The organism is Mycobacterium sp. MS1601 (genome assembly GCF_001984215.1).
GTDB lineage: Bacteria > Actinomycetota > Actinomycetes > Mycobacteriales > Mycobacteriaceae > Mycobacterium.
Genome location: NZ_CP019420.1, coordinates 4,305,138 through 4,328,150, shown reverse-complemented (window position 1 = coordinate 4,328,150; position 23,013 = coordinate 4,305,138). Strand labels below are relative to the sequence as shown.

At 67.6% G+C, this 23,013-nt stretch carries 20 protein-coding genes; 2 read left to right on the top strand and 18 right to left on the bottom strand.

All coding sequences use genetic code 11. The annotated features are described in order from the left end of the window. The first annotated feature begins 13 nt into the window (after positions 1-13). The gene (locus BVC93_RS20985; protein ID WP_083739158.1) at positions 14-670 is read left to right on the top strand and encodes a TetR/AcrR family transcriptional regulator; all 657 of its coding nucleotides are present in this window, start codon (positions 14-16) and stop codon (positions 668-670) included. Here the strand turns inward: BVC93_RS20985 and proB are convergent. The 18 genes from proB to BVC93_RS20895 form a co-directional block, all read right to left on the bottom strand. Beyond that, the gene (gene proB / locus BVC93_RS20980; protein WP_083739157.1) at positions 667-1,767 is read right to left on the bottom strand and encodes a glutamate 5-kinase; all 1,101 of its coding nucleotides are present in this window, start codon (positions 1,765-1,767) and stop codon (positions 667-669) included. The genes BVC93_RS20985 and proB overlap by 4 nt on opposite strands. Further along, complete coding sequence (obgE, locus tag BVC93_RS20975) at positions 1,764-3,224, bottom strand: GTPase ObgE (RefSeq protein WP_083739156.1); 1,461 nt, start codon at positions 3,222-3,224, stop codon at positions 1,764-1,766. The genes proB and obgE overlap by 4 nt, the downstream gene beginning before the upstream one ends. Positions 3,225-3,315: 91 nt before the next feature. Beyond that, complete coding sequence (gene rpmA / locus BVC93_RS20970; protein WP_068917934.1) at positions 3,316-3,573, bottom strand: 50S ribosomal protein L27; 258 nt, start codon at positions 3,571-3,573, stop codon at positions 3,316-3,318. Positions 3,574-3,588: 15 nt separating this feature from the next. Continuing rightward, the gene (gene rplU / locus BVC93_RS20965) at positions 3,589-3,912 is read right to left on the bottom strand and encodes a 50S ribosomal protein L21 (RefSeq protein WP_083739155.1); all 324 of its coding nucleotides are present in this window, start codon (positions 3,910-3,912) and stop codon (positions 3,589-3,591) included. Between the two features lie 180 nt (positions 3,913-4,092). After that, positions 4,093-7,188: an Rne/Rng family ribonuclease gene (locus tag BVC93_RS20960; RefSeq protein WP_083739154.1), complete on the bottom strand. Its 3,096-nt coding sequence runs from the start codon at positions 7,186-7,188 to the stop codon at positions 4,093-4,095. A 387-nt stretch (positions 7,189-7,575) separates the two neighbouring features. Next, positions 7,576-7,986 (bottom strand): nucleoside-diphosphate kinase, encoded by a 411-nt coding sequence (gene ndk, locus BVC93_RS20955; RefSeq protein ID WP_083739153.1) that lies wholly within the window; start codon positions 7,984-7,986, stop codon positions 7,576-7,578. A 45-nt stretch (positions 7,987-8,031) separates the two neighbouring features. After that, positions 8,032-8,367: a DUF4233 domain-containing protein gene (locus tag BVC93_RS20950; protein WP_083739152.1), complete on the bottom strand. Its 336-nt coding sequence runs from the start codon at positions 8,365-8,367 to the stop codon at positions 8,032-8,034. A gap of 47 nt (positions 8,368-8,414) precedes the next feature. Next, positions 8,415-9,896 carry a bifunctional tetrahydrofolate synthase/dihydrofolate synthase gene (gene folC, locus BVC93_RS20945; protein WP_083739151.1) on the bottom strand — a complete coding sequence of 494 codons (1,482 nt, stop codon included), beginning with the start codon at positions 9,894-9,896 and terminating at the stop codon, positions 8,415-8,417. After that, positions 9,893-12,559 (bottom strand): valine--tRNA ligase, encoded by a 2,667-nt coding sequence (locus tag BVC93_RS20940; protein WP_083739150.1) that lies wholly within the window; start codon positions 12,557-12,559, stop codon positions 9,893-9,895. The genes folC and BVC93_RS20940 overlap by 4 nt, the downstream gene beginning before the upstream one ends. A gap of 50 nt (positions 12,560-12,609) precedes the next feature. Continuing rightward, positions 12,610-13,128, bottom strand: a complete 519-nt coding sequence (locus tag BVC93_RS20935) for a hypothetical protein (RefSeq protein WP_083739149.1) — start codon at positions 13,126-13,128, stop codon at positions 12,610-12,612. 35 nt (positions 13,129-13,163) lie between these two features. Next, entirely contained in the window at positions 13,164-13,751 is a 588-nt protein-coding gene (locus BVC93_RS20930) for a DUF937 domain-containing protein (protein ID WP_083739148.1), read from the bottom strand. 59 nt (positions 13,752-13,810) lie between these two features. Beyond that, positions 13,811-15,070 carry a saccharopine dehydrogenase family protein gene (locus tag BVC93_RS20925; protein ID WP_083739147.1) on the bottom strand — a complete coding sequence of 420 codons (1,260 nt, stop codon included), beginning with the start codon at positions 15,068-15,070 and terminating at the stop codon, positions 13,811-13,813. 20 nt (positions 15,071-15,090) lie between these two features. After that, positions 15,091-17,055, bottom strand: a complete 1,965-nt coding sequence (locus BVC93_RS20920) for a S9 family peptidase (RefSeq protein ID WP_083739146.1) — start codon at positions 17,053-17,055, stop codon at positions 15,091-15,093. Positions 17,056-17,076: 21 nt separating this feature from the next. After that, entirely contained in the window at positions 17,077-17,838 is a 762-nt protein-coding gene (eutC, locus tag BVC93_RS20915; RefSeq protein ID WP_083739145.1) for an ethanolamine ammonia-lyase subunit EutC, read from the bottom strand. Further along, complete coding sequence (locus tag BVC93_RS20910) at positions 17,835-19,247, bottom strand: ethanolamine ammonia-lyase subunit EutB (protein WP_083739144.1); 1,413 nt, start codon at positions 19,245-19,247, stop codon at positions 17,835-17,837. Before BVC93_RS20910 ends, eutC begins: the two co-directional genes overlap by 4 nt. Positions 19,248-19,329: 82 nt before the next feature. Then, a complete protein-coding gene (locus BVC93_RS20905) occupies positions 19,330-19,977 on the bottom strand; it encodes a helix-turn-helix domain-containing protein (protein WP_083739143.1) in 648 nt (215 codons plus the stop codon). A 41-nt stretch (positions 19,978-20,018) separates the two neighbouring features. Then, positions 20,019-21,398 carry a DUF2252 domain-containing protein gene (locus tag BVC93_RS20900; RefSeq protein ID WP_197687511.1) on the bottom strand — a complete coding sequence of 460 codons (1,380 nt, stop codon included), beginning with the start codon at positions 21,396-21,398 and terminating at the stop codon, positions 20,019-20,021. Continuing rightward, positions 21,395-22,447, bottom strand: coding sequence for an LLM class flavin-dependent oxidoreductase (locus BVC93_RS20895; protein WP_083739142.1), 1,053 nt, complete (start codon positions 22,445-22,447; stop codon positions 21,395-21,397). The genes BVC93_RS20900 and BVC93_RS20895 overlap by 4 nt, the downstream gene beginning before the upstream one ends. Positions 22,448-22,537: 90 nt before the next feature. Between BVC93_RS20895 and BVC93_RS20890 the strand changes: the two genes are divergently transcribed. After that, positions 22,538-23,011, top strand: a complete 474-nt coding sequence (locus tag BVC93_RS20890; protein WP_083739141.1) for a MarR family winged helix-turn-helix transcriptional regulator — start codon at positions 22,538-22,540, stop codon at positions 23,009-23,011. Positions 23,012-23,013: the final 2 nt, after the last annotated feature.

Genomic DNA, 23,013 nt, shown 5'->3' with positions numbered 1-23,013 from the left:
CTATTCTTCGGTGATGCCGTCGGTAACACGGAAGCCGCAGGCCAAACGGCAGGAGCGCCGCGAACAGATCGAACGCGACCTCTTGGCCGCCACCGAACGCCTGGTCAACGACGGCGCCAGCTTCACCGAACTGAGCGTCGACCGACTGGCCGGCGAAGCGGGCATCTCGCGCGCCAGCTTCTACATCTACTTCGAGGACAAGGGGCACCTGCTGCGCCGGCTCGCCGGGCACGTGTTCGGTGACCTCGCCGATGGCGCCAAGCAGTGGTGGTCAGTGGCCGCCCGCCGTGACCCCGCCGACGTCCGGGCAGCCATGACGGCGGTGGTCGCCCAGTACCGGCGACACCAGCCGCTGCTGGTCTCCCTCAGCGAGATGGCTGGCTACGACCCCCAGGTGTCGGCGACCTACCGCGAACTTCTGACCGAGATCGCCGGGCAGGTGGTCCGGGTGATCGAGGACGGACAGGCCGCGGGCACCATCCGCGCCGAACTGCCACCGGAGGCGACGGCCACCTCGCTGACCTGGATGGTGGAGCGGTCGTGTCAGCAGAACCTGCCGAACCGGCCCGCCGAGTACGACACGGAGTTGGTCGAGGCGCTGACACAGATCGTCTGGGCCTCGCTGTATCTGTGCGATCCCTGGAGTGCGCCCGACGGGCAACGCCGCTAGCAGGCGACCAGGTCGTCGGCGTGCACGGCAGGGCGGCGCATGTCGGCGGGCAACTCCGAAGTGGAGCGACCCATCATCGATGCCAACTCCACCGCGTCGTAGGCAACCACGCCTCGGGCCACCACGCCACCGTCGGGGCCCTTCAGCTCGATCACGTCGCCGCCGACGAATCGTCCTGCCAGAGCCGTGATTCCAGCGACGAGCAATGACCGCCGACGTTCGATCACAGCCCGTACGGCGCCGTCGTCCAACGTCACACTGCCGGCGGCCTCCGCCGCATAGCGCACCCAGAACCGGCGCGCCGACATCCGGGCGGGCCTGGGCGCGAACACCGTACCCACCGAAGCCTCCGACAACGCGTCGGCGGCATCGGCGGCAGCGGCCAGCAGCACGGGCACCCCGGCGTCGGCGGCCAACAGCGCCGACGACAGCTTCGATGCCATCCCACCGGTGCCCAGATGACTTCCGCGACCGGCGATCACACCGTCCAGATCATCGGGACCCGACACCTCGGGGATAAAACGGGCATCGGCCTTCCTGGGATCGGAATCGTAGAGGCCGTTGATATCCGACAGCAGCACCAGCGCATCCGCACCGATCAGATGGGCCACCAACGCCGAGAGCCGGTCATTGTCGCCGAACCGGATTTCATTGGTGGCCACCGTGTCGTTCTCGTTGACGATCGCCACGGCGTGCAGCGCCCGCAACCGGTCCAGCGTGCGCTGGGCATTGGTGTGCTGCACTCGCATCGAGATGTCATGCGCGGTCAGCAGCACCTGACCGACAGTGCGCTGGTAGCGGGCGAACGCCGCGCTCCACGAATTCACCAACGCCACCTGACCCACACTGGCCGCAGCCTGCTTGGTCGCCAGATCCGTCGGTCGCCTGGGCAATCCGAGCGGCTCGATCCCCGCGGCAATAGCACCGGAGGACACGATGACGACGTCCGAGCCGGCCTTCATCCGCCGCTCGATGGCATCCACCAGGTACTGCAACCGGCCGGCATCAAACACGCCGGTGGGCGTGGTGAGCGCAGTGGTGCCGATCTTGACGACGATGCTGCGTGCGGTACGGATGGCGTCGCGGTGGACGCTCACGTCTGCTCGCCGGCGTCGTGCTCACCGTGTTCGCGCCGCGCGCGACGTGCCGCCTTGCGTTCATCGGCACCCACGCGGTCGCTGCGCTCCAGTCGCACGTCGGTGCCACGGCCGGTCGGCATCACGTCCACGCCCGCCGGGGTTTGCGGTTCCCAGTCGAAGGTCATGTCGCCGATCGTCACCGCGCAGCCCGGCCGGGCGCCGACCTTGAACAGCGCGTCCTCGACGCCGAGGCGGGCCAGCCGGTCACCGAGATAGCCGACGGCTTCGTCGTTGTCGAAGTTGGTCTGCGCGATCCAGCGTTCGGGGCGCACACCGCGCACCACGAAGCCACCGTCGCCGTCAGGCTGCACCGAGAAGGACTTCTCGTCGACAGGGACGGGTCGGATGACCGGGCGGCGCGGAGCCAGCACCGGCTGCGCGGCCCGGTAGGCCGCCACCAGATCCCACAAAGCGAACGTCAACTGCCGCAACCCGGTCCGGGCCACGGTCGACACCTCGAACACCGGCCAGCCGCGGGCAGCGATGTCGTCGCGCACGAAGTCGGCCAGTTCTTTGGCGTCGGGAACGTCGATCTTGTTCAGCACCACCGCCCGGGGCCGCTCCGCCAAGTCGCCCAGCGTCGAATCACCTTGCAGCGTGGGCTGATAGGCCGCCAACTCCGCTTCCAACGCGTCGATGTCGGAGATCGGATCACGGCCGGGTTCCATTGTGGCGCAGTCGATCACGTGCACAAGGACTGCGCAGCGCTCGATGTGGCGCAGGAAGTCCAGGCCCAGACCGCGACCTTCGGAGGCTCCGGGGATCAGACCGGGGACGTCAGCGACGGTGAAGGTGTGATCACCGGCAGAGACCACCCCGAGATTGGGGGCCAATGTGGTGAAGGGGTAGTCCGCGATCTTCGGCTTGGCCGCCGAAATGGCGGACACCAGCGAGGATTTCCCAGCGGACGGGAAACCGACCAGGCCAACGTCGGCGACGGTCTTCAGCTCCAGGATGAGCTGGCGTTCCTCGCCCTTCTCACCCAACAGGGCGAAGCCGGGCGCCTTGCGGGCACGCGAGGCCAGCGCGGCGTTGCCAAGGCCGCCACGACCGCCGACAGCAGCTTCGAAACGGGTACCGGCACCGGTCAGATCGGCCAGCAGCCGACCCTGCTCGTCGAGCACGACGGTGCCGTCGGGCACCTTCACCTCGAGATCGGCGCCTTGGGCACCATCGCGGTTACCGCCTGCGCCCTGCTTACCGGAGGGTGCGTCGACGTGGGGATGGAAGTGGAAGTCCAGCAGAGTGTGGACTTGAGGATCGACGACCAGGACGATGCTGCCGCCACGTCCGCCGTTGCCGCCGTCGGGACCACCCAGTGGCTTGAATTTCTCACGGTGCACCGAAGCGCAACCGTGGCCACCTGCTCCGGCGCGGGCGTGGATGACGACGCGGTCGACGAAACGGGGTGCCATCGGGCGACCTTCCTGTGAGGTGTGAAGCTAGTTGCGAGATCTTTCGAGAACTCGCAGCAGCTTCACATTCGCAGGCGTGGTCCTCGGAACGTCAGGCGTCAGCCGGAACGATGTTGACAGTCTTGCGACCGCGCTTGCTGCCGAACTCGACAGCGCCGGCCGACAGCGCGAACAGCGTGTCGTCGCCGCCACGGCCGACGTTCACGCCGGGGTGGAAGTGGGTGCCACGCTGGCGGACGATGATCTCACCGGCCTTGACGACCTGGCCGCCGAAGCGCTTGACGCCGAGCCGCTGGGCGGCTGAGTCGCGACCGTTGCGTGAGCTGGAAGCGCCCTTTTTGTGTGCCATGGTGTTCGCTCCCCTTTACTTGATGCCGGTGACCTTGAGGACCGTCAGCTGCTGACGGTGCCCCTGGCGCTTGTGGTAGCCGGTCTTGTTCTTGAACTTGTGGATGCGGATCTTGGGACCCTTGGTGTGCTCGAGCACCTCACCGGTGACGGCAACCTTCTCCAGCGCCTTGGCGTCGGTGGTGACCTTGGCACCGTCGACGACGAGAGCGACGGGCAGCGAGACGGAGCCGCCGGCCTCGATCTCCAGCTTCTCGACCTTGACGATGTCGCCGACGGCGACCTTGTACTGCTTGCCGCCGGTCTTGACGATCGCGTACGTGGCGTTCTCGGCTGCCATCGTTCCTGTCTCTCTATCTCTAGTCTTGCAGTGCTTCGTGCGGGCGCGCGCTACCCGGAGGCTGCACGCGCGGGTCTTGTGGTGCGGGGCAATGTTCATCCCCGCTGTCGCAGGTGACGGCCTGACGACAACTGCTCAAGGTTACGTGAGCAGCGTCTTACGGGTCAAACCGCGCTCTGATCAGGCCTTTGGCGGCCCCGCGGGTCTTGCGGCCGCCCGACGGCGACGTGGCCGAGTGGTGGAGATCACCTCAACGACGGGTTCGGGCTCGTCCTCGGGGTCGTCGTCGGACTCTTCGTCATCGGAATCGTCGTCGTCATCGGAGTCGTCGTCGTCCTCGTCGGATTCGTCCGAGTCCTCGTCGAGTTCGATGTCGTCGTCCTCGTCCTCGTCCTCGTCCTCGTCTACCTCGTCGAGATCGAGTTCGTCGGACTCGTCCTCCGAATCATCGTCGTCGTCCGAATCGTCGTCGTCCGAATCGTCGTCGTCGTCCGAATCGTCGAAGTCATCCTCGAGTTCGGCGTCCACCCGCTCCTGCGACTGTTCCTCACCGACCGCATCGTGCACAGCCTCCTCGGTGAGGATCTCCTCGGACTCGGCGGTCTCGATGTCGGATTCGTCGATGTCGGATTCGTCGTCGTCTTCGTGCTTGCCATTGGCGGCGGCCATCGCCTTGAACATCGGATGCTCGGCACTGTGCGTGGGCACCCGGGCGACTTCCGGTGTGGGCTCCTCGGCCTTGCCCCTCTTGCCAGAACGCTTGCTGCGCCGGCTGCCCCCGGCAGGCTCAGCGGCCTTGCGCGCCGGTGCGGGCGCCCCCGAATCGACCGGATCACTGTGCAGGACGATGCCGCGGCCCGCACAGTGGGTGCAGGTGGTGGAGAACGCCTCGACCAGGCCGGTGCCCAACTTCTTGCGGGTCAACTGCACCAGGCCCAGCGAGGTCACCTCGGAGACCTGATGCCGGGTGCGGTCGCGTGCCAGGGCTTCGGTGAGCCTGCGCAGCACCAGGTCCCGGTTGGACTCCAGCACCATGTCGATGAAGTCGATCACCACGATGCCGCCGATATCGCGCAGCCGCAGTTGGCGCACGATCTCCTCGGCAGCTTCCAGGTTGTTCTTGGTGACGGTCTGCTCGAGGTTGCCGCCGGCACCGGTGAATTTGCCGGTGTTGACGTCCACCACGGTCATGGCCTCGGTGCGGTCGATCACCAGGGTGCCGCCGGACGGCAGCCACACCTTGCGGTCCATGGCCTTCGTCAGCTGCTCGTCGATGCGGTGCACCGCGAAGACGTCGGGCCCGCCGTTGTCAGCCGCGTCGTACTTCGTCAGCTTCGACATCAGCTCCGGAGCCACCGAGGCGACATAGTCGTTGATGGTCTTCCAGGCATCGTCACCGGAAACGATCAGTCCGGAGAAGTCTTCGTTGAACAGGTCGCGGATCACCTTGACCAGCACATCGGGCTCTTCGTACAGCGCGACGGCGGCGCCGGCCTTCTTGCCGGTGACCTCGGCAGCCTTGGCCTCGACTTCGGTCCACCGCTTCTGCAGGCGCTCGACATCCGTGCGGATGTCCTCTTCCTTGACGCCTTCGGAGGCGGTGCGGATGATCACGCCGGCGTCGGCGGGAACCACCTCACGCAGGATCTCCTTGAGCCGCTGGCGCTCGGTGTCGGGCAGCTTGCGGCTGATGCCCGTCGACGAGGCGCCGGGAACGTAGACCAGGTAGCGGCCGGCCAGGGACACCTGTGTGGTCAGCCGCGCGCCCTTGTGCCCCACCGGGTCCTTGCTGACCTGGACGACGACGTAATCGCCGGGCTTGAGGGCCTGCTCGATCTTGCGTTGGGCGCCGCCGAGCCCAGCGGCCTCCCAGTTGACCTCGCCGGCGTACAGGACGCCGTTGCGGCCGCGGCCGATGTCGACGAACGCCGCCTCCATGGACGGCAGGACGTTCTGCACGATGCCGAGGTAGATGTTGCCGACCAACGAAGCGGACCCGGCCGAGGTGACAAAATGCTCCACCACCACGCCGTCTTCGAGAACCGCGATCTGGGTGTAGCGGGCGCCGGCATGCGGCGGCTCGGTGCGGATCTTGTCCCGCACGATCATGGTCCGCTCGACAGCCTCCCGGCGGGCCAGGAACTCGGCCTCGGACAGGATCGGCGGGCGGCGACGACCGGCGTCACGGCCGTCACGGCGGCGCTGGCGTTTGGCCTCCAGTCGGGTGGACCCACTGATGCCCTGGATCTCGTTGGACGCCTTGTCGGCCTTGTCGGCCTTGCTGCGAGGGGCGCGTTCGTGGACGACGGTGTTCGGCGGGTCGTCAGGCGAGGCCGACTCACCCCCGTCGTCGCTGGAACCGGACTTGCGGCGACGACGCCTGCGACGGCGCCGGCTGGAGCCGTCACCGCTGCCGCTGTCGTCGTCCTCGCCGTCGTCGTCCGAAGAATCCTCAGCAGCCTCGTCACCATCGGACTTGTCCTCGGTGTCGGACTTCTCGGCCTGCTCGTCGTCGGAGTCATCGTCGGACCCGGGTTCACCACCGCGACCGCGGCCACGGCCACGGCGTCCACGCCGGCGCCTGCGGTTGGCCGGCTTTTCGGCCTGCTCGTCATCGGAGTCGTCACCGTCGTCGGTGTCGCCGTCATCGGTGTCGGAGTCGGCCTCGTCAGCACGCACCTCGGGGGCGGGACGTTCCCTGACCGGCCGGTCCTTGACCGGCTGCGGTGCCACGAACAGCGGCAGATAGTCGGCCACCACGGCATCGGAGGCCTCGGACTCCGGCTCCTGCGGCACGTCGATCAGCAGCCGGGATTCAGGCTCGCCCTCGGGCACCTCGTCCGCTGAGGAGATGGTCGCGAACTCGGATTCGGCAACCTGCGGCGTGTCGGGCTCGACGATTTCCAGTTCAGGTCGCGATTCCGGAGCCACCTCGAGTTCCGGAGCGGCCTCGGGTTCCGGCGCAACCTCGGGTTCGGGCACCGACTGTGGTTGTGGGGCGGGCGCCTGGGCCTGCTCGGCCGCGGCGAGGACGTCACGCACCTTCACCGCGTCAACACGATCCACACTGGAGTGCGCGCTGCGGGACCGGCCGTCGAACTCGGCGAGCGCTTCGAGCACGCGGCGGCTGGTGGTGCCAAGCACCCTGGCCAGCGAGTGGACTCTCAGTCGCTCGGGAATCTCCGGGTGAGAGGTGTCCCCGCCGTTGTCAGCAGGCGCGCTGTTCTCCGCGGCGCTGCTGTCGGTGTGGTCATGGATTTGGGCATCGTCGTCCACGTACTCTCCTTCGAGCCCCCGGGCGCGTCATACGACGCGGCCGCGCGAGGACTTCGGTTATGGGCTCGGCTGGCTTCACCGAACTTGTTGTGGTCTCGCCCCGGGCGGCTCTGTATGAACCCACCCGGTGCCTGGGTTGAATGATGGCTGGGACGGTCGGCGCCGCATCGCGGATAGCGGTGGTCGCGCTCGTCTAAGTCTTCATCCGGGTGTACGCCACCGGTCTGACGCCGTACACCCGCGTCCAGTATCCCATACCGAAGTAGTGCGTCCGACCAGAGTCGGGTCAGGCCGGTCGCCGACGCCGCGCGGAGGAACCGGGCTGAGGTGCCCCCGGCGCGCCGAGAGGGCAGGGCCGGACCAACTGACACCCGGCCTGGCCCGGCCTCAGGAGTTGGGGAACCAGAGCGCGATCTCGCGCTCTGCGGAGTCCGGAGAATCGGATCCGTGCACCAGGTTGAACTGGGTCTCCAGGCCGAAATCACCGCGGATGGTGCCGGGCGTGGCCTTCTCCACCGGATCGGTGCCGCCGGCGATCTGCCGGAAGGCCGCCACAGCGCGGGGGCCTTCGAGGATGGCAGCCACCACGGCACCGGAGGTGATGAACTCCAGCAGTGAGGGGAAGAAAGGCTTGCCCTCGTGCTCGGCGTAGTGGGCGCGCGCCAGCTCGTCGCTGACGTGCTTGAGCTCCAACGCTGCGATCGAGAGTCCTTTTCGCTCGATCCGGCTGATGATCTCTCCGATCAGTTGCCGCTCGACGCCATCAGGCTTGATCAGGGCCAAAGTCCGCTCAGTCACGGCGCACAGCGTACCGAACGCGGGCGAATTCGTTGTATCGCCTGGTCAGTCGCTATTCCGCTGCCCCGGGAGCAGCCCGCGGCGCTGTCGCCGGAGCACCTCGGCGCGCAGGTACACGATCAGCCCCCAGACCACCGCGAACACCAGCCCGACGAATCCGACTCCGGGATAGACCACCCATCCGGCGATCAGCAGCACCTGGACACCGCAGTTCACCCACAACGCCCATGGCCTGCCCTGCATCCCGGACAGCAGGATCAAGAACACCGCGAAGCCGATCAGGTACGCCATCGAGAAGGCGTTCAGACCGCCTCCGACAGCGCCCACCACCGGCAGGGCCAACAGCACCACGATGGCTTCCAGAATCAGCGTCCCGGCCATCACGCCCCGGAAACTCTTCCACGGGTCTGGCGGTGTCGGCGTGTCGGTCACTGCGGGTCCTTGCCGAACAGGGTGCGAGCCGCGCCGGCGGTGACCACAGACCCGGTGACGACGATCCCGGTACCGAACACTCCGCCGTCCTGGCCCGCCTGCTCCACCAACGCGGTGGCGGTCTCCACGGCGTCGGCCAACGTGGCGGCGGTGATCACCCGCTCCTGGCCGAACCGTTCTTCGGCCAGCAGCGCCAGGGCATCGGTCTCCAGCGCCCGTGGCGATCCGTTGTGCGTGACCACAAGCTGATCGAATACCGGTTCCAGGACGTCGAGCATGCCCGCTACGTCCTTGTCGCCCATCACCGAGACCACGCCCACAAGGAACCTGAAGTCGAACTCTTCGGCCAGCGTGGCGGCCAGTGCCGTCGCGCCGGCGGGATTGTGGGCGGCGTCGATGAACACCGTCGGGGCGGTGCGCAGCCGCTCCAGCCTGCCGGGGCTGGTGACGGCGGCGAAACCGGCGCGTACGGCGTCGATGTCGAGCTGACGTGAGGCGCCCGCACCGAAGAACGCCTCCACGGCGGCCAGGGCGACAGCCGCGTTGTGGGCCTGGTGTTCGCCGTGCAGGGGCAGGAACACCTCGGAGTACACGCCGCCGAGGCCCTGCAGTTCCAACAGCTGCCCGCCGATGGCCACCTGCCTCGAGAGCACCGCGAACTCCGAGCCTTCCCGGGCCACCGAGGCGTCGGCTTCGATAGCTTGGGCCATCAGGACTTCCATGGCCTCAGGCACCTGCTGGCCGATGATGGCGACCATGCTGGGATCGACGCCCTCCGGCAGCACGTCGTCGGGTTCGGGCTTGCGGATGATGCCGGCCTTCTCACCCGCGATGGAGGTGATGTCGTTGCCGAGGTACTCCACATGGTCGATACCGATCGGAGTGATGACGGCGACGGGCGCATCGACGATGTTGGTGGCGTCCCAGCGACCGCCCAGGCCCACCTCGATGATCGCGACGTCCACCGGGGCGTCGGCGAAAGCCGCGAATGCCATGGCCGTGACCACCTCGAACTTGCTCATGGACGGCCCGCCGGCGGCGTGCGACTGCTGATCGACGAGCTCGACGAACGGTTCGATCTCCCGGTAGGTCTCGACGTACTTCGCCGGGCTGATGGGTGCGTTGTCGATCGAGATGCGCTCGGTGGCCGACTGCAGGTGCGGGCTGGTGGTGCGACCGGTGCGTTGGTGCAGTGCGCTGATCAACGCGTCGATCATCCGCGCCACCGAGGTCTTGCCGTTGGTGCCCGCGATGTGGATGCTCGGGTAATTGCGCTGCGGCGAGCCGAGGAGCTCCATCAATGCCGAGATGCGCGCCGTGCTGGGCTCGATCTTGGTCTCCGGCCACCGCTGGTCCAGCAGGTGCTCGACCTGCAGCAGCGCCGCCACCTCGTCGGGGCTCGGTTCGATGATGGCCTCGGGGGTGATCGCTTCCGGATCCCCGAAGTCATCGTCGAGCGGGAAATCGGACTCGCTCATGCCAATCCGGCCAGGCGGGCGGTGATCCGGTCCACCTCTTCGCCGGCGAGCTGCTGGCGGTCCCGGATCTTGGCGACCACGGCTTCGGGCGCCTTGGCCAGGAATGCTTCGTTGCCCAGCTTGGCAGTGGTGCCTGCCAGCTCCTTCTGCGCGGCGGCCAGATCCTTCTCCAGACGGCGACGTTCGGCGGCGACGTCGACGGTGCCGGAGGTGTCCAATTCCACCTGCACCGTGCCGCCGCCGAGGCGCACCTCGATCGAGGCGGACGGGATGAAACCATCCGCGGGGTCGGTCAGCCAGGACAACGCCGTGGTGGCGCGGATGTGGTCGCTGAGCCCCGCGGCGTCGATACCGGACAACCGGGCCGGCACCCGCTGCCGGTCGGCCAGACCCTGATCGCTGCGGAATCGGCGCACTTCGGTGACCAGCTTCTGCAGATCGGCCACCCGCCCGGCGGCGCCCTGATCCAAGGTGATGCCCGAGGTCTGCGGCCAGTCGGCGATCACCAGCGACTCACCGCCGGTGAGCGCCTTCCACAGTGTCTCGGTGACGAACGGCATCACCGGGTGCAGCAGTTTGAGCAGGCTGTCGAGCACTGCGGCCAGCACCGCCGTGGTGTGCGTGTGCCCCTGGCCCAGTTGCACTTTCGCCAGTTCGACGTACCAGTCGCAGAACTCGTCCCAGGCGAAGTGATAGAGCGCTTCGCAGGCACGGCTGAACTCGTAGTTCTCGAACGCCGAATCCGCTTCGGCCCGAACCTCTTCGAGGCGTCCAAGGATCCATTTGTCGGCATCGGTGAGCACTGATTCCGCGGGCAACTCCGCCGGTTCCGCACCGTTCATCAGCGCAAAGCGGGTGGCATTGAACAACTTGGTGGCGAAATTGCGTGACGCGCGGGCGTGATCCTCGCCGATGGAGAGGTCACCGCCGGGGCTGGCCCCGCGGGCCAGGGTGAAGCGCAGGGCGTCGGCGCCGAACGTCTGCACCCAATCCAGCGGGTCGATGCCGTTTCCCTTGGACTTGCTCATCTTGCGGCCGAACTCGTCGCGGATGAGCCCGTGCAGGAACACATTCTGGAACGGCACCTGGGGACGGCCCGTGGCCGGATTCGGGATGGTCTCGTCCCCGGCGACGAAGGTGCCGAACATCATCATCCGCGCCACCCAGAAGAACAGGATGTCGTAACCGGTCACCAGAACCGATGTCGGATAGAACTTCTCGAGCTCCGGCGTCTTGTCCGGCCAGCCCATCGTGGAGAACGGCCACAGCGCCGAGGAGAACCAGGTGTCCAGTACGTCGGGGTCCTGCTCCCAGCCTTCCGGCGGGGTCTCATCAGGTCCCAGGCAGACCTTCTGACCGTCGGGGCCGTGCCAGATCGGGATGCGATGGCCCCACCACAGCTGACGCGAGATGCACCAGTCGTGCATGTTGTCGACCCAGCCGAACCACCGCGGTTCCAGACTGGCCGGGTGGATCACGGTGTCGCCGTTGCGGACTGCGTCACCGGACGCCTTGGCCAGACCCTCCACCTTGACCCACCACTGCAGGCTGAGCCGGGGTTCGATGGGCTCACCGCTGCGCTCGGAGTGGCCGACGCTGTGTTGGTAGGGCCGCTTCTCGGCGACGATGCGGCCCTGGGCGGCCAGCGCCTCACGCACGGCGACACGCGCCGCGAACCGGTCCATCCCGTCGAACTGCGTTCCGGTGTCGGCGATGTGGCCGGTCTCGTCCATCATCGTCGGCATCGCCAGGTTGTGCCGCAGGCCGATCTCGAAGTCATTGGGGTCGTGGGCCGGTGTCACTTTGACTGCGCCGGTGCCGAATTCGGGATCAACGTGCTCGTCGGCGACGATCACGATGTCACGGTCCTGGAAGGGGTGCGGCAGGGTCTTGCCGACCAGCGCTCGGTAACGCTCGTCGTCGGGGTGCACCGCGATGGCGGTGTCGCCCAGCATGGTCTCCATCCGGGTGGTGGCCACCACGATGTGTGGTTCGTCGTCGTTCATGGAGCCGTAGCGGAAGGACACCAACTCGCCGTCGACGTCTTCGTACTTGACCTCGAGATCACTGATGGCAGTGCGCAGCACCGGCGACCAGTTGACCAGGCGTTCGGCCTGGTAGATCAATCCGGCGTCGTAGAGCCGTTTGAAGATGGTGCGCACGGCACGGGACAGGCCGTCGTCCATGGTGAAGCGATCACGGCTCCAGTCGACGCCGTCGCCGATGCTGCGCATCTGTGCGCCGATGGTGCCTCCGGACTCGCGCTTCCAGTCCCACACCTTGTCGATGAACAGCTCGCGGCCGAAGTCTTCTTTGGTCTTGCCGTCCTCGGCTAGCTGCTTTTCCACCAACGACTGGGTAGCGATGCCGGCGTGGTCCATACCGGGCAGCCACAGCACCTCGTAACCCTGCATGCGGCGCCGCCGGGTCAGCGCGTCCATGATGGTGTGGTCCAGGGCGTGGCCCATGTGCAGGCTGCCCGTCACGTTCGGCGGCGGCAACACGATCGAGTAGGGCGGCTTGTCGCTGGAGGGGTCGGCGGTGAAGTACCCGGCCTTGACCCAGCCCTCGTACAGCTCGCTTTCTACGGCCGTTGGGTCCCAGGACTTGGGCAGGTCTTGTGCCCGGGAGGCAGCGGCGTCGGTATGGGAGCTGGCAGTCACCGGTCAATTCTAGGTAGCGACGCGGGCGCCGGAGACCGCGGGTTGGGCGCTCACCATGACGAGCTGAACACGTACCAGGCTCCGGTGAGCGGGCTGACAGTCACCGACTCCCCGATCGGATCGTCGGTCGCAGGAAGCCCCGACGGTAGGTGGGCGAACCCACCCTGACTCAGAAACCCGCTGCCTGCGACGCAGAAGTAGACCCGGTCGTGGTGGACTTCGACACTGCTGACCGGGTAGCTGCCGATGTCGCCGGCGAGGGTGTTCGCAGCCTGTGGGTTGTCGACGGCGGCGGCCAGTGCCTGGGTGAAGGCGTTCTCGGCGAGCGCAAAACGCAGCCGCAACGGAGCCTGCGCCGCGTTGATGCTCAGACACAGCACCACCACCGCGGGCACCACTACGATCCAGGACGAGAGCCGCCGGGTGGTGATCACAAAGCACACGGTGCGTATCAACCAGAGCCCACAGATCGTCATCCCGGCCAACACCGAGTACATCGCCAGCCCGAAATCGGAGCTGGGCAGGCTCGACGCCCACATCAGGCAGATTCCGGCGACCACTGCGGCCAAGGCCAGAACCGGCCCGGGCGGGCGCCGGATCCAGTTCAGCGTTTGCCGCCCAACAGTCCACCCAGAATGTCGCCGATCGGATTGTCCTTGCCCGAGCCGGCTCCGAGCATGCCGCCCAGGATGCTGCCCAGTGGGTTGTCGCTCTGTCCGCGCGGCGCACTGCCACCGCCGAGGATGCTGCCGAGGATGTCACCGATCCCGCCGCCGCCCGACGACTGTTGGCCGAACTGCTTGCCGAGGTAGGCCAGCACAATGGGCGCGAGAATGGGTAACAGCTGTTTGATCAGGCCGCTGCTGCCGACGCCTGCGGGGGCCAACGCCGAGGCCACCGCATCACTGTCGCGGCCGGCGAAGATCTTGCCGACGATCTTGTCGCCGTCGGCCAGGTCCACGTCGTCGACAGAGACACCGCCGTCCAGCAGTCCTGCGGCGGCATGATCGTGGGCGGCAGCTTCGATCGTGGTTGCGGTGGCGTCGTCGGCGCCGGCGTTGTGCGCCAGTCCGCCCACCAATGTGGGCACCAGCGCCCGGATGGCGGTGTCCACCTCACCGCGGTCGGCGCCGAGTCTGGCGGCAATGTCGTCGACGGGAATCTGGCGGTAGAGATCGTCGAGTCCGGCCATGGCGTGCACCTCTTCGTCGAAGTTATCTCGACGGTAGACCTCTCGGGCGAAGCCGGGGGTCAGTTCAACCGGGTTGTTTCCAAGGTGACACCCTCGGCGGCCGGCAGTAGGTCCAGCAGCGCATCGCCCATGGCGGCGGCCGGGGTCAGCACGCCTCGCAGATCCGAGAGCGTGTCGCGGTGCAGCGCCAACGCCAACCCGCATTCGCCGAGCAGCACCGCAGTCGCCTTGTAGCCGGGATCGCCCTTCTGGGCCATGGTGGTGCGGTAACGCGCTCCGGAGGTCGTGGTGGTGTAGGTCTCGACCGTGTAGTGGCCCCGTTCGCGGGCCCGCTCGCTGGGGCCGGTGCCCGGTTTGGGGGCGATGCGCTGCACCAGCCGGTCCGGCAACTTGTCGAAGTACCGGCTGCCCAGTGCCACCACGGCGGCGTTGGTGGCGGTGCCCACCGCCGCGGCGATGGGAGCCATCGGCGAGGATCCCATGCTCATCGCCTCGCTGTAGGCGAACCCGCGGCCATAACCCCACTCCAGCAGGGCATTGCTGCGCCGCACGATCCGGGAGTTGGTGGCGCCCATGACGAACGCGCCGGTCCAGATGCCCGCCAACTCCGGAGCTATCTGTGCTCCTTTGCGCCAGCCGACGTCGGGTTGCGCACCGAGGTCGGGTTCGGCGCCACGATCGGTGCTCAGGGTGTAGGGATCGAGCATCGCCACCCGCGCCGCCGGGTCTTTCGACGACGTTTTCATCACCTCGATCATGGAGGCGACGGTGCCGCCGGACACGCCGCCGGCGAAGCGCCGCACCACCATGGTGGTGTCCCGCAGCTCCCCCGCCCCGTCTGCCTGCGCCTGCTTGTACAGCGCGTAGACGGTGAGATCGGATGGGACGGAATCGAATCCACACGAATGCACGATCCGCGCACCGGTGTCGGCGGCTTCCTTGTGGTAGGCGTCGATGCTGTCTCGGATGAACATCGTCTCGCCGGTGAGATCGGCATAGTCGGTGCCCGCGGCCGCGCATGCCGCCACCAGCGGAAGGCCGTATCTGGTGTAGGGACCCACCGTGGTGACCACCACCCGGGTGCGGGCGGCCATCGCGTTCAGCGTCGACGGCTGCGACGCGTCGGCGGTGATCAACGGCCAGGCCTGCGCGTCGGGTCCGAGTGAGTCCCGGACCGCCAGCAACTTCTCCGGTGAGCGTCCGGCCAACGCGATACGGGCATCACCGCCGGAGTGGGCCAGGTAGGCGGCGGTGAGCTTGCCGACAAAGCCTGTCGCCCCGTACACCACGATGTCGAATTCGCGCTCCGCTGCGATCATGAGCTCAACCTACCGGTCGGTCAGCCCAACGTCTCCGGCAACGCGGAGGTCTCGCCCAAGACGTGCTCGGCCAGGAACGCTGTCACCACCTGGTACCACAGCTTGGCGTGCTGGGGCGTCAACACCCAGTGGTTCTCCGACGGGAAGTACAGGAAGCGGTGCGGCGACTGTCCGCTGTCGTCGGCGGGGAGCCCGGAGGCCGTGAGCAGCTCGAACCACAGCCGCAGCGCCTCGCCGATCGGGACGCGGTAGTCCTTGTCGCCGTGGATCACCAGCATCGGGGTGCTGATGTTCGCCACGTGGCGGTGCGGGGAGTTCTGTTCGGCCATCTCGGGCGTCATCTCCCGCAGCCAGTAGTACGACGAGTCGGTGGTGGCGCCGAACTGATCCAGTGCCCACAGGCTGGCGTGGGTGACGATGGCGGCGAACCGGTCGGTGTGCCCGGCCACCCAGTTGGCCATGTACCCACCGAACGAGCCACCCATGGCGGCGGTGCGGGTCTCGTCGATGCGAGGATGGGCGCAGGCGGCGTCGGTGGCGACCATCAGGTCGTCATAGGGTGGTCCACCCCATGCGCCCCAACCCAATTGGATGAAATCCTGACCATAGCCGGTGGACAGCGCCGGGTCGGGCAGCAGCACCGCGTAGCCTTTCGCGGCCAACAGCCATGGGTTCCACCGCCAGGACCAGGCGTTCCAACTGCCCAGTGGTCCGCCGTGGATCCACAGCAGCAGCGGGGCGGGATCGTCGGCGTCCGGCAGCACCAGCCACGAGCGCACCGTACGTCCGTCGGCGGCGGTGGCCTCGATCTCGGTGAGTTCGCCGGGCAACGCGGGCAGGTCGACGCTGGGCAACACCGTGACCGTGCCGTCGGTATCGATACGCACCGGGTGCGGCGGCGAGGCGTAACTGCTGCGCAGGGCGAATACCGCTGTGTCCGTGACGGTCACGCTCGTGTAGGCGAAATCGTCGACGGTCAGCCGGGTCACCGTCCCGTCCAAGGTCACCCGGAAGACGGGGCTGCGGCCGCGGTCATCGGCCACCACCAGCAGCGCCGCCCCATCCGCCGCCCAGGTGACGGCGGCGGGCCACCGGTCCCAGTCCGGCGCCACGGTCTTGATGTCGGATCCGAACACCATGCGACACAAGGTGATCCGCGGCGCTTGATGTGGGGTGGACAGCGATTCCCTGGTGAACGCGATCTGGGTGCCGTCAGGAGAGATCACCGGAGATTCCAGGTCGGCGTCCGGATCGTCGGCGATGACGCTGCGATCACCGGTCGCGACGTCGATGCGGACCAGCACGCTGCGCAGCGACGCACCCGGTCCGGGTCGCCGCCAAGCCGCCACGATGAAGGTGCCGTCGGCGCTGACGTCGAACTTGCTCTCCCGCAGCGCATCTCCCGGCATGGGCGTCAGGTCACGCGTCGAGTCCGCGTCCAACAGGTGAGGTTGCGCGGGCCCCAGGTCGGCGTCCCAGTACCGCACCGGATAGCCGGTGTGCAGGATCGCGCTGACCTTCGAGTCCTTGCGCAGGTCGCGCAGCCGCTTCTCTTCGTCCAGATCGGCAGCCGACGGCAGCAGGGAGGCAGACACCACGGTGCGTTCCGCGGCGCGGGCGGTGTGCACACCGCTGACCCCGCCCGGCAGCGACAGGATCTTCTCGGCCTCTCCGCCGGCCGCCGGCAGCCGCCACAGCGCGGCCGGCGGAGTGTCGTCGTCCGCGTCGGGGCGCGCAGCCAGGAACAGCAGATCACCGCCTGCGGTGAACGTCGGGGACGACTCCCCCTTGGCGCCACGAGTCAACCGACGCGCCGGCTTGATTCCCGACGGGTCCAGTTCCCACAGGGCAGTGCGGAATTCGGTCGTCTTGGCAGCGAGCTCACTCAACGCCATCACCACCCGGCTGCCGTCGGCGCTGGCGGCCAGGTCGGTGATCCGCGGCAGGGCCAGATAGTCGTCGAGGTCGTCAAACGGCGAAGTCATACCGCCACGTCTAGCACACACTCACTGCAGCGCAGCAGCCTGCTCGGCCTCGACCAGCAGGTCTTCGGAGGTGTCCTTGAGGTCGACGCCCGAACGGCCCAGCTCCTTGGCGCCGGCCAGCAGCGCCGCGACGATGGCTGCGGCGCGCTGGTAGCCCACACCATGTGAGTGGATGTTGGACACGCAGTTGCGTTCCGAATCCGCCATACCGGGCCGCGGCCGGTAGGACAGGTAGGCACCCAGGCTGTCGGCGACCGAGAGTCCCGGCCGCTCCCCGACCAGCACCACCACCGCCTCGGCACCGAGAGCGGCGGCGACGTGGTCCCCGAGTGCCACCCTGGCCTGGGTGGCGACGACGACCGACGTCGTGAACGCGGGTAATGCGTCCACCAGAGCCCGCACCATCGGCACCGCGTGGTCGGTGACCGCGCGCGCGGACAGACCGTCGCACACCACGATCGCGACATCGGGGCGGGTGGCGTTCAGGGCACGGAGATCGTCGGGTTGCCGACCGAGATCAGGACGGCGCAGGTAGGTGGAGCGGTCCGGAGCCTGGCTGGTGATCACCGGCACCTCACCCACCCCGAGTTCGCTCAGCGCGGCGGCCAGGCCGTCGGCGTCGATGGCGGAGTGCACGGCGTCGCGGGCCGCTGCATGTGCGGCGGACAGATCCAGCACGGCGGCGGTGTCCAGTGCGTCACCGGCGCGCCCCAGCCCGATGCGCGAGCGGGTGTGTACGCGGAGCCGGTCCCACAGCGCGCGTTCGGCATCGCGCGAGCTCATGCGCTGGCCGCCAATGCCCGCAGCGACGACGCACTGGCATCCAACGGACGGATCAGGCCGTCGGCACCGATCATGTTCTGTGCGGCAAGCCATTCCTCGAACTCAGGTGCCGGTTTGAGCCCGAGGGTGCGGCGGGCGTACAGCACGTCGTGGAATGACAGGCTCTGGTAGCCGAGCATGATGTCGTCGGCGCCGGGCACGGCGATCACGAAGGCGGTGCCCGCCGCGGACAGCAGCGTCAGCAAAACGTCCATGTCGTCGCCGTCGGCCTCGGCGTGGTTGGTGTAGCAGACGTCCACCCCCATCGGCAGACCCAACAGGCGGCCGCAGAAGTTGTCTTCCAGCCCGGCGCGGATGATCTGTTTGCCGTCGTAGAGGTACTCGGGGCCGATGAAGCCGACGACGGTGTTCACCAGCAGGGGTTCGACCTCGCGGGCGACGGCGTAGGCGCGGGCCTCGAGAGTCTGCTGATCCACGGGCTGGTTGCCCACCCCCAGATGCCCTCCCGCGCTGAGCGCGGAGCCCTGGCCGGTTTCGAGGTACATGACGTTGTTGCCGACGGTGCCGCGCTGTAGTGAACGCCCCGCTTCCATGCCTTGGCGCAGCAGGTCGATGGTGATGCCGAAGCCCTTGTTCGTGGCCTCGGTGCCTGCGATGGACTGGAACACCAGATCCACCGGCGCGCCCTTGTCGATCAGGTCGATGGTGGTGGTGACGTGCGTCAGCACACAGGATTGGGTGGGGATGTCGTAGCGCGAGCGGATCTCGTCGAGCAGGCGCAGCAGCTCGGAGACCGCGCGGGGCGAGTCGGTGGCGGGGTTGATGCCGATCACTGCGTCGCCGCTGCCCATCAGCAGGCCGTCGAGAGTGGCGGCGGCGACTCCGTGCGGATTGTCGGTGGGGTGGTTGGGTTGCAGCCGGCTGGCCAGCCGGCCGGGCAGCCCGATGGTGGAGCGGAAGGCCGAGGTCACCAGCGGCAGCCGGGCCACGGCCACCAGGTCCTGGTTGCGCATCAGCTTGCTCACGGCCGCCACCATCTCGGGTGTCAGCCCGGGCGCCAGCGCAGTCACCTTTTCGGCCCCCTCGGGGTCGATAACCATGCGCAGCAACCAGTTTCGCAGTTCACCGACGGTCAGCGACTTCACCGGCGCGAAAGCCTCGGCGTCATGGCTGTCGATGATGAGGCGGGTGACTTCGTCGGTTTCGTAGGGCACCACCACCTCGGTGAGGAAATCGGCGAGCGGGATCTCGGCCAGGGCGTAGCGGGCAGCGGCGCGCTCGGCGTCGGTGTCCGCGGCGCATCCGGCCAGTTGATCTCCCGACCGCGCCGGCGAGGCCTTGGCCATCACCTCCACCAGGCTGTCGAAGGTGTACGTCTGACCGGCGAGTGTATGGCGGCGAACAGTCACCGTCCCATCCTTGTCGTCCGCTGTTACCTAGCGATTTCGGCGTGATTTCCCTCGCTGAGCGACCGGAATCACGCCGAAATCACTATGGGGTTGTGTCCGGGAAGGCGATCACCGACAGGAATCGGATCGGCAGGGCGATCAGGGCGGTGGGCCCGTGCGCACCCTCACCGTCGAACTGCAGTGAATCGCCAGGCCCCAGCCGGTAGACCGACGCGCCGTGGCCGTACTCCATGACCCCTTCGAGCTGGTAGATGAACTCCGTGCCTGGATGCTGGAACAGCGGATACGTCTCGCTCTCGGTGGTGAGCGTCACCAGCAGTGATTCCAGCCGCTTGTGCTGTCCGCGCAACGCGCCCAGCAACTCGTAGTGATGGCCAACCTGAGTGCCGTTGCGGGCGATCTGCGGGCCGGTACCCGCGGCGGTGAACACCGCGGCCCGCTCGGCGTCCACACCGCGGAACAGCGACGTCACCGGCACGTCCAACCCCGCCGCCAGTCGCGCCAGCGTGGCCAGACTGCAAGAGGTTTGAGCGTTCTCGATCTTCGACATCATCGCCTTGGAGATGCCGACACGATCGGCCATCTCCGACACCGAGAGCCCACTTTGAGTGCGTAACGCACGCACATTGCGGGCGATCGCACCTTCCAATCCGGCGCCGAGCAGCGGCTCCGCGGTGGTGCGCTCCCCCGCACTACCAGCGCGGTTTCGCAGGAGTGGATCATCGGTCATGGCAGGAGACGCTACCCTGACACGCCTATCAGAGGTGCTTCCTACCACCCATGTGCTGCGGCCACCACGTCTTGGTTGGCGATCGCGGTGCGAAGATCGGCATGGTCGAGGCAGGTCTGCTCGGCGTAGGCGCGGGCGTATCGGCGGATGCCGTCGGCGAAAGCATCACCCTTGCCGATGTAGCCCGCGATCGCGGCGGGATCCCCGCTGCGAGCGTGCGACTTGGCCAGGGCGTGCCCGCACGCGGACGCGAACTGCGGCAGGTAACCCGCGATCTGTTTGCCGTCGGGGATGACCTTCATGTCGCGGAACTGGCGCACGTAGTAATCGAATCCGTCGACGCGCATATGTCCCAGGAAGATGTCGCTGGCCGTCTGCATGAGACGCTGGCCGACCACCACCCGCTCGCCGTGGTTGGCGAATTCGCTGGGACCCAGGAACTCCTCGTACACCGATGCGGCTGCCTGCTTGGCCTGGGTGAACACCGGCTGTTTGCCGCTGTCGCCCTCCATCAGGTTCAACCAGACCCGCATGCCGACGCTGCCCACGCCCACGATCTGCCGGACCGAATCGACGAGTTGCAAGCGCCCGACGAGCCGACGCAGGTGCGGCGGAATCGAGGCCAGATAAGTTTCGTGAACCTGCTCCCAGGCCTGCACCCGCTGCTCGGGGCTCAGCCCGTCGTCCATGCGCTTCATCGGGTCCAGGCTGATCCGGCTCCGCCCGTCGTCCTTGGTGACCAGTTGCGCAGCCGCGCCGTGATGGGTTCGCTTGCGTGACTGCTTTGCGATATCGCGAATGGCGGCATCGGCGAAGTCCGAAGCCAGGCCTTTCAGCGGGACCTCACAGGTGATCCGGTCATACCAGACGTCCAGCTCCGCCATCCGGGCGTAACCGCGCATCGCCGCGCGGTAGCCCTCGACGGCCGCGGCGGCGGCATCCTCGCCACATCCACCCGGCAGCCGTTCTGCGGCCGCGAGTACATAGACGCTGGTGGTGAGGCGTTTGAGGTCCCATTCGAAAGGTCCGGGCAGCGTTTCGTCGAAATCGCGGGCATCGAAGAGCAACTGCCGTTCCGGCGAGGCCCAGAAACCGAAGTTCAGCACGTGGGCGTCGCCGCACATCTGCACCGTCAACCCCGAGTGCGGCGTCGCAGCCAGATCTGCCGCCATCACCGCGGCCGCACCCCGCAGATACGTCCACGGCGAGGCCGCCATCCGGGCGTACCGCAACGGCAGCAGCGTGGTGTCGCGGACGGCCTCCTGTGCACGCAACCGGTCGAGGGCGCTCATCTGGCGAAGGCCGGCGTCCCACTGCGCCGCGGCCCGACGGGGAGCGCGCTTACGCGCACGCCGGCCATCGGCTGCATCTTGGGGAACGATGTCGATGGCTCGCGAACGCGGCGCCGGGACCGTGGTCATGCCGCCGACGCCTCGGCCAGCAACTCACGGACCCGGGGAATGACGTGGGCACCGTACAACTCGACCGAACGCAGCCTCGCATCGGCGGACACCGCACCCGCGGAGCTGTAGACCATGTCGAACCGGCCAACGTCGAGCACACCGATGGCATGGGCGATCTTCTGCGCCACCGTCTCGACCGAGCCGACGTAGAGCGAGCCGTGCTCGACCTCCGCGTCGAACTCCCGCCGGGTGATCGGCGGCCAGCCCCGCTGCGCCCCGATCCGGTCGCGGATTTCCCGGTATCCGGGGTAGAACAGCTCCTTGGCTTCCTCGTCGGTGGCGGCCACGAAGCCGGGCGAGTGCATGCCGACCGGCTGAGCGGTGGTGCCGAGTTCCTGCGTCGCACGCCGGTACAGATCGACGTAGGGGGCGAACCGATCTGGGGCGCCGCCGATGATGGCCAGCATCAGACCGAATCCGTACTGGGCGGTGCGGACCACCGACTGCGGCGACCCGCCGACGCCCACCCAGGTGCGCAGACGCCCCGATTCGGTCTTGGGGTACACATCCGCGTCCCGCAGAGCGGCGCGGGTGGTGCCCGACCAGGTCACCGGCTTCTCGTCGAGGAGCCGGTGGAACAGCTCGATCTTCTCCTCGAACAGGACCTCGTAGTCCTTCAGGTCGTAGCCGAAGAGGGGGAACGACTCGGTGAACGACCCGCGCCCCAGGATGATCTCGGCGCGGCCGTTGGAGAGCGCGTCGACGGTGGCGAACCGCTGGAACACCCGCACCGGATCGTCCGAGGACAGCACCGTCACCCCGGACGCGAGGCGAATGCGTTGTGTGGCGGTCGCGATGCCCGCCAGCACCGTCTCCGGACTCGAGATCGCATAGTCCGGCCGGTGGTGCTCCCCCAGCGCCACCACGTCGATGCCGACGTCGTCGGCCAGGATCGCCTCGCTCACCGTGGCGCGGATTGCCTGCGCGTAAGAGACCACCTCCCCGTCGTCGCCGCGTGGCAGGTCTCCGAAGCTGTCGATACCGAACTCGATCTGCGGAACATCCATGTGATTGCTGGGCCCTCCACGGTCGCCACATGTAATTGACATATCGATCATGCCTGGCATTGTTCACATGTCAACTACTCTGGAGGCCTGATGGACACACCGACGGGTCGACGCCTGCCCACCAGGGACGAGCTGGCAATCTGGCGAGCACACCTGGAGACCTTCGAGATGGTGCGCGCCCGCATCGAGGCCCGGCTACACCACGACTGCCAACTGTCCAGCGGCGACTACCGGATACTCCTGGCACTGAGCGAGGCGGACGGAAACGCACTGCGGTCATCGGAACTCGCCACCGTTATCGAGTGGGAACGCAGCCGCCTGTCCGGCCACCTCGGCCGTATGGAGAAACGCGGCCTGGTTCGGCGCGAACCCTGCGAAGAGGACGCCCGCGGCGCACGCGTCGTCCTCACCGACGACGGTGCCCGCGCCTTCCGCGCCAGCACCGCACCGCATCTCAAGGCGATCAAGGAGGAGTTCGTCGACGCGTTCACTGCTGCCCAACTGACCCAGTTGGGCGAAGCTGCCGCAGCCATGCGCCGACACCTCGATGCCCGACCGGGCTGAGC